Source organism: Pseudomonadota bacterium (assembly GCA_039815145.1).
GTDB lineage: Bacteria > Pseudomonadota > Gammaproteobacteria > Steroidobacterales > JBCBZW01 > JBCBZW01.
On sequence record JBCBZW010000001.1, the window covers coordinates 34,630 to 47,541 of the forward strand.

12 protein-coding genes and 2 tRNA genes are annotated in these 12,912 nt (G+C 65.0%); 1 reads left to right on the forward strand and 13 read right to left on the reverse strand.

Going from position 1 to position 12,912, the window contains the following annotated elements; genetic code table 11:
• Nucleotides 1-3: 3 nt before the first annotated feature.
• The 6 genes from AAF184_00135 to AAF184_00160 form a co-directional block, all read right to left on the reverse strand.
• Nucleotides 4-528, reverse strand: coding sequence for a DUF4040 domain-containing protein (locus AAF184_00135; GenBank protein MEO0420714.1), 525 nt, complete (start codon nt 526-528; stop codon nt 4-6).
• The gene (gene mnhG / locus AAF184_00140) at nt 525-827 is read right to left on the reverse strand and encodes a monovalent cation/H(+) antiporter subunit G (GenBank protein MEO0420715.1); all 303 of its coding nucleotides are present in this window, start codon (nt 825-827) and stop codon (nt 525-527) included. The genes AAF184_00135 and mnhG overlap by 4 nt, the downstream gene beginning before the upstream one ends.
• A complete protein-coding gene (locus AAF184_00145; GenBank protein MEO0420716.1) occupies nt 824-1,096 on the reverse strand; it encodes a monovalent cation/H+ antiporter complex subunit F in 273 nt (90 codons plus the stop codon). The genes mnhG and AAF184_00145 overlap by 4 nt, the downstream gene beginning before the upstream one ends.
• The gene (locus tag AAF184_00150) at nt 1,093-1,560 is read right to left on the reverse strand and encodes a Na+/H+ antiporter subunit E (protein ID MEO0420717.1); all 468 of its coding nucleotides are present in this window, start codon (nt 1,558-1,560) and stop codon (nt 1,093-1,095) included. The genes AAF184_00145 and AAF184_00150 overlap by 4 nt, the downstream gene beginning before the upstream one ends.
• Nucleotides 1,557-4,424, reverse strand: a complete 2,868-nt coding sequence (locus AAF184_00155) for a DUF2309 domain-containing protein (protein ID MEO0420718.1) — start codon at nt 4,422-4,424, stop codon at nt 1,557-1,559. The genes AAF184_00150 and AAF184_00155 overlap by 4 nt, the downstream gene beginning before the upstream one ends.
• 743 nt (nt 4,425-5,167) lie before the next feature.
• Nucleotides 5,168-5,244 (reverse strand) — tRNA-Met (locus AAF184_00160).
• A gap of 521 nt (nt 5,245-5,765) precedes the next feature.
• Between AAF184_00160 and AAF184_00165 the strand changes: the two genes are divergently transcribed.
• Nucleotides 5,766-5,978, forward strand: coding sequence for a hypothetical protein (locus AAF184_00165; GenBank protein ID MEO0420719.1), 213 nt, complete (start codon nt 5,766-5,768; stop codon nt 5,976-5,978).
• Between the two features lie 522 nt (nt 5,979-6,500).
• Here the strand turns inward: AAF184_00165 and ychF are convergent.
• The 7 genes from ychF to AAF184_00200 all read right to left on the reverse strand — a co-directional run bounded on the left by ychF (nt 6,501) and on the right by AAF184_00200 (nt 12,785).
• A complete protein-coding gene (ychF, locus tag AAF184_00170; GenBank protein MEO0420720.1) occupies nt 6,501-7,592 on the reverse strand; it encodes a redox-regulated ATPase YchF in 1,092 nt (363 codons plus the stop codon).
• Nucleotides 7,592-8,260, reverse strand: coding sequence for an aminoacyl-tRNA hydrolase (pth, locus tag AAF184_00175; GenBank protein ID MEO0420721.1), 669 nt, complete (start codon nt 8,258-8,260; stop codon nt 7,592-7,594). Before pth ends, ychF begins: the two co-directional genes overlap by 1 nt.
• A gap of 136 nt (nt 8,261-8,396) precedes the next feature.
• Nucleotides 8,397-9,038, reverse strand: a complete 642-nt coding sequence (locus AAF184_00180; protein MEO0420722.1) for a 50S ribosomal protein L25/general stress protein Ctc — start codon at nt 9,036-9,038, stop codon at nt 8,397-8,399.
• Nucleotides 9,039-9,123: 85 nt separating this feature from the next.
• Complete coding sequence (locus AAF184_00185; protein ID MEO0420723.1) at nt 9,124-10,170, reverse strand: ribose-phosphate diphosphokinase; 1,047 nt, start codon at nt 10,168-10,170, stop codon at nt 9,124-9,126.
• Nucleotides 10,139-10,213: transfer RNA gene (locus AAF184_00190), tRNA-Gln, on the reverse strand. Before AAF184_00190 ends, AAF184_00185 begins: the two co-directional genes overlap by 32 nt.
• Nucleotides 10,214-10,392: 179 nt before the next feature.
• The gene (lolB, locus tag AAF184_00195; GenBank protein ID MEO0420724.1) at nt 10,393-11,136 is read right to left on the reverse strand and encodes a lipoprotein insertase outer membrane protein LolB; all 744 of its coding nucleotides are present in this window, start codon (nt 11,134-11,136) and stop codon (nt 10,393-10,395) included.
• On the reverse strand, nt 11,136-12,785 hold the full coding sequence (locus AAF184_00200; GenBank protein ID MEO0420725.1) for a tetratricopeptide repeat protein: 1,650 nt from the start codon (nt 12,783-12,785) through the stop codon (nt 11,136-11,138). Before AAF184_00200 ends, lolB begins: the two co-directional genes overlap by 1 nt.
• Nucleotides 12,786-12,912: the final 127 nt, after the last annotated feature.

Consider the following 12,912-nt stretch of genomic DNA (forward strand, 5'->3'; position numbering starts at 1 on the left):
GGATCACTGACCGCGTCTCCGCAGCAGCAGCGCACAGGCGATACCCGCCGTGAAGATCACGATGGTCTCCACCAGCGTATCCAGAGCGCGGTAGTCCATCAGGATCGAGGTGACCACGTTGGGGGTCCGCGTCTGCGCCACGCTGTTCTCGAGGTACTGCGGCGAGACGTGCGTGCTGGCGGGCGACGTGGGATCTTCGAACACCGGCAGGTCGCCCGCGCCGTAGAGCATCAACAAGGCCAGCAGCGGCAGACCGACGAGCGCTACCTTGGGCACCGGCAGGCGGCGAATCTGCGTGTCCTTCTCGTCGGTGCGGAACAAGGTCAGCAGGAAGAACACGGTGGCGAGTCCCGCGCCGACCACCGCCTCGACGAACGCGACGTCGACGGCGCCGACCAGCGCCCAGACCAACGCCAGGGCAAAACTGTAAGAGCCCAGAATGAAGACGGCCGAGATGAGGTCCTTGACGAGGATCGCCCCGGCGGCCGTCATCACCAGCAGCAACAGCAGCGGCAACTCGAAAATCACTTGTCGTCGCTCCTCTCGCCTGGGCGAAGTCCCGCCCGGTAGGCTGCGCGAATGGCCGCGTGGGTGAACACGGGATTGAGCAGGTAGATGAGACCGAGCACTACGAGGATCTTCAGCAGGTTAGTACTGAACCCCTCGTAGACCGCCAGCCCGCCCAACACGAACAGGGCCCCTAAGGCATCGGTCAGGGACAGCGCATGGGCGCGGCTGAACACATCGGGCAGGCGCAGCATGCCGATGGAGCCGACCACCAGAAAAAACAGCCCGATCACGATCAGGACAATGGCCAGCGCCGTCATTCTTCCTCCTCCCCACGTTCTTCGAGGAACTTGGCAATCGCCAGCGCGCCGACGAGATTCAGGATCGCGTAGCCAGTGGAGATGTCCACGAACATATCGACCCGCCCGAAGGCCGCACCGATCACCACGATCAGGATGATCGCCTTGGTGGAGATACCGTTGAGTCCGAGCACCCGATCGAAGGCGGTGGGGCCACGCACCACTCGGTACAGGTAAACGAGCATCATCGCCGTCAGCGCCACGAGCACGAAGAACAGAAAACCGCTCACTGCTTCTGCTCCGACCCGGAAAACACTCGCTGCACCTTGTTCTCGAGGGTGCCGTCCAGGAGATCCTGGGCCGACTCGGCATCGATCGCGTGCACCAGCACTTCGCCCGGGGCGATCTCCACCGTGATGGTCCCGGGAGTCAGGGTGATGGAATTGCCGAACACGGCCAGTTCGCCATCGCTCTTCAAGCCGATCTCGCGACGAATCAGGCGCGGAGCGATCGGCAGCTTGGGATCGAGAATCAAGCGGGTCACGTGCAGTCCGCTCTTGAAAATCCTGCCGAAGAGCCACGGTTGGTAGGCGAATATGGCCGACCAGGACAGCCGCCGCATGGACGGTAGCGCAGGGTTAAGCCAGGCCACCAACACCGATACGATCGCGCCCACCACCATGTGCGCGGGTGACAAGCTCACCGAGAAGCTGAGCCATAGGGCAAACAGGATGACGGCGGTGACAATCCTCATAGCTCGACCTGCTCCCAGATGGCGTCCTTGTTATAGCGCTGGAACGAGAACGTCTCGCGATCGAGCACTACCAGGTTCAGCCACTCGTTGTGGAAGAACTGCTGCAGGATCCCGTGCCGGGAGATGATGCCGGCGACGATCGAGGGATCGGCCTCGATGATGATCAACAGCCGCATCGGCTCATGGAAATGCGCCTCACCGTCGTTGACCGTCTGCAGGGGCAGCCCTGTCGCCAGGTCGCTCTGGGAGCCGTACATCACGCCGATGCCGCCGACCACGTTGTGGATCACCTTGCTGCCGCTGCCGTACTTCCACGGATCCGTGGCCGAGGTGTAGTACTGCATGTTGATCCACTCGCCCACCACCAACGGCGCTGTCATGATCTTCTCGAGGATCGCGCCCTCGGGATCCGAGGCAGCGTCGTAGGAATGCAGGAAGCAGCGGCCACCGATGTCGATGCCCTTGGTCACCGCCCGACGCGCGATGATGAACGCCGCGTTACCCGACAGCCCCCATTCCGGTCGCGTGGTGGCCCAGTCGAAGGTGCGCGACTCCACGTGCGCGTGCGCCTTCTCCGGGCTCATGCCCTTGGGTGTCCCCGGGATGCGGGCGCAGCGTTCGACGGCCAGGTTCTGGCCCGCTGAGATGAACGCCTGACGCAGCTTCTCGAAATCCTCCCGGTGACTCTCCGGCAGGTCGACGAGATCGTAGAAGTACACCTTGTCGGCCGTCGTATCGTGCTTGGCCGGCAGGAACCACATGTCGTCCGGGATCTCCAGCCCACGATTCTTGAGCTCTGCACGCACCTCGGGGTTGTTGCCCATGGCCGCGAAGGTCCGGGCGTTGGGGTCGCCATGGCGCCCGCCGCACGCACCGCAATCGAGCGCAGCGGAGTACGGGTTGTTGTCCGTCGTGCTGCCGTGACCGCACAGGACGAAGAAGCGGCCGAAGTTGCTCGTCAGGCCAATCGTACGCAGGCCGCCTTCGACGAAGTTCGCCTGCTGCTCGATGGAGAAGCCCCGGGTCAGCTCGATCGGCAGGCCGCTGACCTGCGCCGCTTCGCTGGTCGGCTCCACGGCGATCTCGGTGACCACGGGCCGCACAAACCAGCGCTTGGCGGCTTGCACCAGGGCGTTGTAGGGACGCCGCACCAGGGTCTTGCCGAACAGCGCCGCGCTGAAGAACAAGCCGACCACATCGACCAGGAGGAACGAGGCGATGGGGTTGTGCTTCAGGTCGTGGAACAGGTGCCCCATGAGCGTCTTCCAGCGCGACCCGCTGGCGTAACTCGACAGTGCCTCCTCCTGCCCGTCGCGCGGCGTTTCGAGCAACGCATTGGCCGGGGACAGGAGCACCGGGCACAGGGGGAAGGATTCCTCCGTGTCGAAGTTGCGGTGATCCATCGGAATGCCGAAGAACCCGGCGTAGCCGAAGGTCTCGACGGGGGCTACGGCTTCGAAGTTGCGTCGAAACGGCTCAGACCGCACGTCGATGCAGAACGCCGCTTGCGCCAGAGGGCGCCCATCCACCGGAGGCGCCGAGGCGCGATGGCCAGCGATATCCCCAAGGAGTTGATGGCGGAAAGAGTCCTCGTAGGCTTCGAGCCAAACCGGATTCTGGTCCTCAGCAGGAAACTCGTCCAACCAGGCGAGCATGCGCTTAGCATCCTCGATAGGCATCGCGCGCAGCTCGTCGGCGGGCAGCTCCAGCAGCTGAGCCAGGTGGAACAGTCGCCAGGCATCCCGGCACACGGCTTGCTTGCCGGCGCTGACGTACGCCACCGTGCCGCTGCCTTGGGCGGCGAGCCGCTCAGCGATCGCTGCCAGCGAACCGGCTACCGACCACCGGCGACGTGCCTCGCTGGCCACAAACTGTGCTTCGTAGAACATACGAACGGCGAGGTACTGCTCGACGTCGATGGGGTTGATCTTCTGGATCGGGTCCTCAGGGTTCAGGCCACGCCAGCGGATCAACCCGGTCCACCCGGGCAGCTGCGCGAGCACGCGCTCGAGGTAGTCCGGCCAACGCGCCTGAGGGACTTCGAGCAGCTCGAGGCAGCTTCTAATCGCCGCTTCCGGCTCATCCGGCAGGGCCGCCACCTTGTCGACGAAACGATCGATGCCGATCAGGCGCGCGCTCGCATCATGCTGCGCAAGTTCACGCCAAGCGGCGTAGAAGCCAGCCCGCCTGGACGGCATGGCCCAAGCCGCCATGCCCTCGTCGACAAACGCAGAGACCCACTTGATGACCTGCGCATCGATATTGGCCACGACGGTCGAGCCGGTGCCCTCGTCCAGCCAATCGCTGAGCGCGCGTCGAAACGGCAACTCGATTCGAGCGCCGTCCGCCGCCGCCTGCGCCGCGTGCTCATCGGATTGGGCCTCGCGTGGATCCTCGAGGTCGAGGACGGCCAGCGCTGCCTGCCAGATCGCCGCCAGGTCGACCGCCTCGCTGGCGCCCTCGCGGGGGGTGGAAAGCGCACCACGGCTGTTGATCTGCCAGTCGAACAGCGCCGGTTCCAGCGGATCGATACCGTGCAGCAGGTGCAGCCGATGGACGTGCGCCGCCGAGATCGTGCGCGAGGCCAGCAAGACCGAGCCGCGGTTGGCAGGCCCGTTCCTCACCAGGGCTCGATCGATACTGAGGGCGCTGATCCGCCCGCTCCGATGTAGGCCCCGGTACTCCTCGACGGGCAGATACCCTTGGGCCCCGAACAGCTGATTCGCCTGGCGGAAGGCCTCGTCGAAGGGGAGATGCTCCAGACCCTGAAGCGGGTTGTGGGAGACAAAGCCCTTCATGGGCCAGAACTGGGAGACCGGTTGTACCGCCTCCTCTATCTGTTCGCGCAGCGCACTCGTTGCCATAAAATCAGGCGTTCCTTCTCTCGCGCCGCGACGCGGTGGCCCGGCAGGGGCCGACACCGTTTCGCGCGGCCAAGCACCAACTCGCGAGTCCTCTTCGCGAATTCCGTCGTGGTGGGTGAGCCCGGACATTACCGTGTGATCCACCAGACTTCAAAGCCGTTGAATGACCACTCACGGATGTCGCACGGGCGGAGCGTCTGCGAAGGGTTGCTCGCGAACGCAAGTGGGTCGAGCGGGCCAGGCTCGGGCGGCCATTCCGGAGGTCATCGCGCAACCACCTGCAACGTTGTCCCAGCCAACAATAGGTTGTTCATGGAGCGTGCCCGGCCCGCCGCTAGTCCCCCGGACCCGCCCCGGAACTGAGCCACGCGCGCCAGGCCGATACGGGAGTTCGGGTATTAATGCTTGGCCGGCGGATCTACTGGTTAACCCATACGATACTGCGCTTTACTGTTCGCGACTCGTGCGCGGTAAGTGGTTTGGCTTGTGCTGCGCAACGTGCCTGACACCGCCCACCAGGAGCCGATGTACGAGTAGGCTCCCGAGCCAGAGAACCTATCTGATTATTTAGGTTTGGATTTGGGCGTGGCGCAGATCGCCAAAGCGTTCGTTCGCGAGGTCCAGCGGTCGCTTTCGCGCCAGCACGAGACGGACGGCCCAAGGAGGCAGCGACTGCACGCGGGATCGGCGGAAAAACTGCAGTCCAGTTGTGGACCGTGGATCCGTCTTAGGGCAGGGAGAGATGGTGGCTATGGGTGGACTTGAACCACCGACCTCAGCATTATGAGTGCCGCGCTCTAACCAGCTGAGCTACATAGCCACGCGCCCGCCGAAGCGAGCCCGCGATTCTGGCGCCACACCCCCATCCTGTCAACGCCTGCTTCGCGGATTTCCAGCCGGTGCGAGCGCTTTCATGTCGGCGCTTCGGCACCCCGCTGCGCCAAGAAAACACCCTTTCGTGAACCCCTCGCCTTGCTGCACCACAGCTAATCCGCCATACTTTCAGGGTTTTGGCGCGAATGCGCGCCGCCATAGGGATCCTTCATTGGACTCGCAACCTTCGCAGCCTTGCCGCACCGAGCGGGAAGGCGCAGGACAACACAGCGATACCCAAGCCATCACGCTGTGCAGTGGTGGCTGACCCGGCCCCACGACCCTCCTAGAAACGGACCTCGAGGGGCTGCCAGCGGCGCCCTTCCGGAAAAGCCCCGGTCGGTTCACCGCGCGGGGCTTTTTTGTGCCCCTAGCCATCGCAGGACCGCGTCGCGGTTGAGCGCTTCGAGACCGATCGGTCTTCGCAGCTTCGGTCTCAGCGCGCGTCGTCACAAGGGAGGTACCAACATGCTCACACAGACCTTCATCGTCGCCGACCACGAGCGCGGCGTGCTCTACGAGAACGGTCAGATCAAGGAAGTCCTTGGTCCGGGCACCTACCGCTACTTCGATCCGCTCAAGCGCAAGCACGTGGAGACCTTCGATCATCGCCGCTCGGCCTTCGCGAAGGCCCTGACCCGTCGCCTGGCGCGCGCCCAGGGCAAATCCTCGACCCACTGAGCTCACATTGCCGGGGTCGCTCGCCACGGCGGGCGACGCTGGCTCCCCCACTGCGCGCCAGCGTCAAGCTACCGTCACCTCGGCCCCCGGGATCGACATCCTCACCCTGCCGATTATGTCACTGCGCTGCAGCACAAGCGCTGTTCACATCCTGTGGATTACTTTCCCCGGCGACAGTTTGGGACGCAATTCCCGGTGTCGCCTAAACCCGCCAGCTTCGGAAGTGGCTGGGGATAAGCTTCTAAAAAAGTGCCAACTAAGTCACAAAACCGGGTGAGTACCTGAGAAATCCGACGGTTATCCACTGCCGAGGCGGTTAGTTAGCGCGGCAACCGATCGCTTGAGTAATCAACGCTGGTGACTGTGGACAACTTGTTTCTCCCCAGGTCTCCACGCAAAGCTCCTCAAAAGATGCCGGTGTCGGCCGATGCCCGGAATCGGGCGACGCTATTCTGACGCGCGACTCACAGGTCGCGTTATGTTCTACGGATATCCGTAGGCGCCTACAGACATCCCTATGCCCTACACGTTGAAGCGGAAGTGAATCACATCGCCTTCCGCCATCACGTACTCCTTACCCTCCAGGCGCCACCGCCCAGCTTCCTTGGCGCCGCTCTCGCCGTTGTGCTCAACGAAGTCATCGTAGGCGACCACTTCGGCGCGGATGAAGCCGCGCTCGAAGTCGGTGTGGATCTCGCCAGCCGCCTGCGGCGCAGTGGCGCCAGCCCGCACCGTCCACGCTCGCACCTCCTTCTCGCCGGCGGTGAAGAAGGTCTGTAGCCCAAGCAAGCGGTAAGCGCTGCGAATGACGCGATCGAGACCGGGCTCCTCGAGCCCCATCTCGCTGAGAAACTCCACCTTGTCCTCGTCATCGAGGAGGGCGATCTCCGCTTCAATGGCGGCGCACACCACCACCACCTGAGCGCCCTCTTCGTCGGCCAGTCCGCACAGGGCATCGAGGTGCGGGTTGCCCTCGAACCCGTCGTCGTTGACGTTTGCTACGTACAACACGGGCTTCACCGTCAGCAGGTGCAGCTCACGCAGCGTTGCCAGCTCCTCCGCTTCGAGCCCCAGGGACCGTACGGGCTTACCCTCATCGAGATGAGCCTGCACACGCGCCAAGAGATCGCGCTGGACGACAGCCGACTTATCACCTGTGTTAGCTTGACGGCGCACCTTATCGTGGGCCTTGTCCACCGTCGCAAGGTCCGCCAAGGCGAGTTCCGTATTGATCACCTCGACATCGCCAACCGGGTCGACCCGGCCCGCCACGTGCATCACGTCGTCGTTCTCGAAGCAACGCACCACATGGGCGATAGCATGGGTCTCGCGGATATTGGCGAGGAACTTGTTGCCGAGCCCTTCACCGCGCGAGGCCCCTTCCACCAGGCCCGCGATATCGACGAACTCGACGGTGGTGGGAATCGTCTTCTGCGGGCTCACGATATCCGTTAGCTTGGCGAGGCGCGGATCAGGCACGGACACCACGCCCACGTTGGGATCAATGGTGCAGAAGGCGTAATTCTCGGCCGGAATCTCTGCGGAGGTAAGAGCGTTGAACAGGGTCGACTTCCCCACGTTGGGCAGTCCCACGATGCCGCATCGAATAGCCATCAGCGTGTTTCCTTCTTCTCTGTAGACACCGAGCCCTGCTGCTGCTCTCGAGCTGGCGAACCGGCTTCCGGGGATTTCTCTTCAGGGACATTGGCGCGCGTGTGCAGCTGATTCATCGCCTTCTGCTCACCCTCGCGCAGGAGCAACTCCACCGCGCTCAGGGACTCGCGCAGCGCGTCGTCGATGCGCTCGGCCTCCTTCTTGCTGGGCGCCTTCAACACGAAGCCGACCACCTGCTCGCGGCTGCCGGGGTGGCCTATCCCCACCCGCAGGCGCATGAACTGCTTGCCGATGTGCGCGATGAGATCGCGCAGGCCATTGTGACCGCCGTGGCCGCCGCCGCGCTTCAGACGCGCCGTGCCCGGCGGCAGATCGAGCTCGTCGTGCACCACCAACACCTCTTCGGGCTCGATCTTGTAGAAGTCGATCACCGCACGTACGGACTGGCCGCTACGGTTCATGAACGTGGTCGGCTTGAGCAGGCGCACGTTGCGGGTGGCGATCGACGCCTGACAGATATCGCCCAGGAACTTCCGCTCACTGGCGAAGCTGCCGGCGCCGTTGGCACGGGCCAGGTCGTCGACGAACCAGAACCCCGCATTGTGGCGATCCGCCTCGTGCTTAGGCCCCGGATTGCCGAGGCCGACGATCAGTTTGATATTGCTCATGGTGTTCTACGCGCTTCGAACGGCCAACGCAGCAGCTGGGCCTGCGTGGCGGGCACTCCTTGGCGAAAAAGAGAGCGGCCGGGCCACCTTTCGGTCACCCGGCCGCCGGGGTAGTCCCTCGAGAGCGCGAGCGGCCTTAGCCTTCGCTGCTCTCCTCACCGCCATCCTCGGCCGCGGCGTCATCGTCCGAGTCGGCCTTCGCTGCGCGAGGCTTGGACACGCTGACCACCGTGAGGTCGTTGTTGTGGTTGGCGAGTTCGATGCTCTCCACACCCTCGGGGAAGGTGACATCCGAGAGGTGCAGGTTGCCGTCGATCTCGAGCGCCGAACAGTCCACCACGATGAACTCGGGCAGGTTGCCGGGCAGACAGGAGACTTCGATCTCGTTCAGCGTGTGCTGGAACACGCCGCCCTCGCGCTTGCCGGGCGACTTGTCTTCGCCCTCGAAGTGCAGGGGCACCAACATACGGATGGCCTCGTCCTCCATCACGCGCTGGAAGTCCACGTGCATGATCAGCATCTTGTGCGGATGGCGCTGCACGTCCTTCAGGATGCAAGGCTGGGACTTGTCACCGACGGTGATCGTCAACACCTGCGAGTAGAAGGCCTCGTTGTCCAGCTGGTGCAAGAGGCGATCGTGATCGAGGCTCAGGGAACGAGGGTCACGGTGACCACCGTACAGTACGGCGGGCACCTTGCCGGTACGACGCAGGCGGCGGCTCGCACCTTTCCCCAGGTCCTCCCGGAAGTCTGCTTTTACTTCAAAATCCACGCTCATGGTTATCTCCAAGGTTGAAGCGTGATACACACCGTGCAGTGACCCGCGACCTGGTCACCGCACGCACTAAAGTCTTTCGTTAAGCTCAGTCGACGTAGAGGGAGCTGACGGATTCCTCATCGGAGATCCGCCGCATGGACTCACCCAGGAGTCCCGCCACGCTGAGCTGACGGATGCGCGGACAGGCCCGCGCGTGCTCGTCGAGGGGGATGGTGTCGGTCACCACCAGCTCGTCGAGCTCGGAATTCGCAATGCGCTCCACGGCCGGCCCGGACAGCACCGGGTGCGTCACGTAGGCCACCACGGCAGCGGCGCCGCTGTCCTTCAACTTGGCCGCGCCCTGGCACAGCGTGCCGGCCGTATCGATGAGGTCGTCGACGAGCACGCAGGACTTGCCTTCCACCTCACCGATGATGTTCATCACCTGCGCCTCGTTGGCGCGCGGGCGGCGCTTGTCGATGATCGCAAGGTCTGCATCGTCGAGGCGCTTGGCGAGGGCGCGCGCGCGAACCACACCGCCCACGTCCGGCGACACCACCACGATGTCCTGCATCTTCTGCTTCCACATGTCGCCGAGGAGCACCGGCGAGGCGTAGACGTTGTCCACGGGGATGTCGAAGAAGCCCTGAATTTGGTCCGCGTGCAAATCGATGGTCAGCACCCGGTCGATGCCCGCGGTGGTGATCATGTTGGCCACCAGCTTGGCCGTGATCGCCACGCGCTGGGCGCGGGGGCGACGGTCCTGGCGGGCGTACCCGAAGTAGGGCACCACCGCCGTGATGCGCTCCGCCGAGGCGCGCCGGCAGGCGTCGGCCATCGTGAGGAGTTCCATCAGGTTGTCGTTGGTCGGCGGGCAGGTGGACTGAACGATGAAGGCGTCGCGACCGCGCACGTTCTCCATGACCTCCACGGCCACCTCACCATCGCTGAACTTGCCGACCGAGCACTTGCTCAACGGCAGGCCGAGGTAGCGAGCAATGCTAGCGGCGAGCTCCGGGGTGGCATTGCCGGCAAACACCGACATGGCCCGTTCGGATTGGGGTTCCTTGAGCGGCAGCACGGTGTTGATCTCGACGGCCCTTGCGCGACGGTGCGGTAGATGGCTGGGGCGGTAGGATTCGAACCTACGCATGGCGGGACCAAAACCCGCTGCCTTACCACTTGGCTACGCCCCAAATACATACACCCGGAGCCGCCGATAAGCGTGCGGATCGTGGACCGCATCGCCCATGGGCTAGGCCCGGGAAACCCGCGATTTTCCGAGGGTTGGCGAGGGGTGTCAACGCGGGGGCGGCGCAACCGTGCAACAGGTCGTGACCCAGCCCCGCCCAGATACGCGTGAGAAGCCGGGCTGCTACAGCGCCGTGGCCGCCACGACGGGTTCCAGGTTCCAGCGATCGACGGCTAGGCGGATACGCACACCGCGCCCCGTGATACGCAACTTGGTCGGCAGGTAGCTGTCGTCAATGCGCTGAAAACGTTCATATTCCACGGTCCAGCCGCCCTGGCTGAGGCGGCTCGGCTGCCCCCGCGCGTCGAGCAGTTCGCGGTAGTCGGGGGTTGCCGGGTCCGGCAGGCCGAGCATCCAGTAGCGCAGGCTGTGCACCGGCAGGGACCAGCCGAAGGCACGCTCGAACTCGGGCGCGGGATCTTCAGCGATGAAGGAATCCCCGGATGACATCTCCACCTCGACGATCTCATCGTCACCGCTGACGCGAAAGCCGCCGAGCCCCAAGGGCGCGCGGAAGCGTAGATCTAGATCGTCATCCACCTGCTCCCAGAAGATGGAGCCGTTGAAGCTGTCCGCTTCCGTGGAGAGGGCAACCCTGCCCTGCAGCGACCACGCGTCGAGGTCGCGCAACCGTTCCAGTTGCTCGTATCTGGCCACTTCCGGTGTAACCCCCTGCGGTAATGAAGGGGTCGTCGCGCACCCATGCAATCCCCCGGCGGTGGCGACGACCCACCCCCCGAGTGATAGCAGCATTCGGCGGCGAGGGGAATGCGGCGTTCGGGAACGACGGCAAGGGTTGCGAACGGGCGCTACCGAGCAACGAACGGGCGCGAAATCGCAAAGCTCGACGCCTTGTGACGCGCCCATCAGTCGGCGAAGCGCGCCATGACGGCGCTCAAATCTTGATCGCCGGGGAAGCTGTCCAGGGCTGCGCGCCACACGCGCTGCGCATCCTCGCGGCGCCCAGAGATCCACAGCACCTCACCAAGATGTGCCGCAATCTCAGGGTCCGGCAGCAGCGCATAGGCGCGTTCCAGGTGCCCGATCGCGCGCCCCAGGCGGCCGCGTCGGTACTCGACCCAGCCGAGGCTGTCGATGATGGCCGGATTCTCGGGATCCAGGCTGAGGGCCTTTTGGATGAAGCGCAGCGCCTCGCGGTGGCGGTCCGTGCGATCGGCGAGCGTGTAGCCGAGGGCGTTCAGGGCGTTGGCGTCTTCGGGGTAGTCCTCGACCAGCGCTTCCAGCGCGGTAACCGCCTCACTGACGCGGTCGAGTTCCAGCAGCAGGAACGCCCGCTCGTAGCGAAACCCCTGCTCCTGCGGCCAACGCGCGATGGCCTGCTCGTAGGTGGCCAGCGCCTGCGCCTGGCGCCCGGCGCGGCGCATGACGGCGGCGCTCGCCTCCACGGCGTCGATGGCGTGCTGCGGCTCGGTCTGCGCCAGCAGGTCGAGGCCGTCGATGGCCTCGTCCACGCGGCCCTGCTCGCCGAGGAGCGCGGCCACCCGGACCTGCGCCGGGAGCAGGTACTCCCCACCGGTGACCTGTTGATAGAAATGCAGGGCGCCCGTGCGATTGCCGGCCAAATCCTCGGTGCGCCCCAGGAAGTACAAGGCAGCGACCTGTTGCCCGGTGCCGAGCAGGCGTCGGAAGTAGGCCCGGGCATCGTCGTAGCGTCCCTGGCGCTGCGCCAGCAGACCGGCCTGCCGGGAGGCTGCGGCCATGTTCGGGTACTCCTCCACCAGCTCGGCGAGCATGGCCTCGGCTTTGCTGTCGCGGCCGGCGGAGATCAGCAGCATCGCGTGGCGCAGGCGGTAGTCAGGCCCCGCGTCGGCGAGCGTGGCCGCCGTGGAGGCCACATCCAGCGCCTCATCGATCTCCCGCAGCTCCAGCAGTACGGTGGCGAGCAGCGTATGGGCCCGCAACCACTCCGGGTCGAGGCGCACGGCCTCGCGGGCGGGCGCCAGGGCCCGCTCCGGCAGCTCAGCGCGCAGGTAGAGCGTGGCCAGGCTGGCATGCGACTCGGGCATCTGCGGGTAGCGGCTCTCGATCTCCTCCATCAGGGGCAGCGCCGTGTCCCAGGCACCCTCGGCATTCAGGAGCGCGGCGGCCATGGAGATGCCATCGCCGAGCCAGCCCTCGCGCTCAGCATCGCCGAGCAGGCGATCGAGCAGGGCCCGCGCCTGCGTGCGGTTGCCACGGCGCACCTCGAGAGCGGTGAGCATGCTGCGCGAGCCCGCCGCCGTCGGAGCGAGGGCGTACCAGCGCCGGGCGCTGGCGTGGGCGTCTTCCCACAGGCCATGGTCGAAGGCGACGCGGGCCGCGCGCTCCGCCGTCTGCGGGTCGTTGCTGAGCTCTGCGGCTTTTCGATATTCCGACGCACTTACGCCCCATTCGCCCCGAGACAGGGCAATCTCCCCCATCAGCACGTGGTAACTGGCCTCACCACTGGCGCTGACGAAGGGGAGCTGACCGTCGTAGGGCACCTCCGCCTCGGTCCGATCCGCGGATTGCTGCATCGCGCAACCCATAGGGATCAGGAAGGCGGCGAGTACCCAAAGCGGGTGCCGCGACAACAGGGACGGGAGCTTAGGAGTGTCGTTACGCATGGACGGGCGACATGACAAAGGCACCTGACAGTGGCCG

Coding starts and splice junctions, on each gene's coding strand:
- mnhG (MEO0420715.1), bottom strand. CDS start 827: ATGACGGCGCTGGCCATTGTCCTGATCGTGATCGGGCTGTTTTTTCTG.
- AAF184_00150 (MEO0420717.1), bottom strand. CDS start 1,560: ATGAGGATTGTCACCGCCGTCATCCTGTTTGCCCTATGGCTCAGCTTC.
- AAF184_00155 (MEO0420718.1), bottom strand. CDS start 4,424: ATGGCAACGAGTGCGCTGCGCGAACAGATAGAGGAGGCGGTACAACCG.
- AAF184_00165 (MEO0420719.1), top strand. CDS start 5,766: ATGCTCACACAGACCTTCATCGTCGCCGACCACGAGCGCGGCGTGCTC.
- ychF (MEO0420720.1), bottom strand. CDS start 7,592: ATGGCTATTCGATGCGGCATCGTGGGACTGCCCAACGTGGGGAAGTCG.
- pth (MEO0420721.1), bottom strand. CDS start 8,260: ATGAGCAATATCAAACTGATCGTCGGCCTCGGCAATCCGGGGCCTAAG.
- AAF184_00180 (MEO0420722.1), bottom strand. CDS start 9,038: ATGAGCGTGGATTTTGAAGTAAAAGCAGACTTCCGGGAGGACCTGGGG.
- AAF184_00185 (MEO0420723.1), bottom strand. CDS start 10,170: ATGCGTAGGTTCGAATCCTACCGCCCCAGCCATCTACCGCACCGTCGC.
- lolB (MEO0420724.1), bottom strand. CDS start 11,136: ATGGGCGCGTCACAAGGCGTCGAGCTTTGCGATTTCGCGCCCGTTCGT.
- AAF184_00200 (MEO0420725.1), bottom strand. CDS start 12,785: ATGCAGCAATCCGCGGATCGGACCGAGGCGGAGGTGCCCTACGACGGT.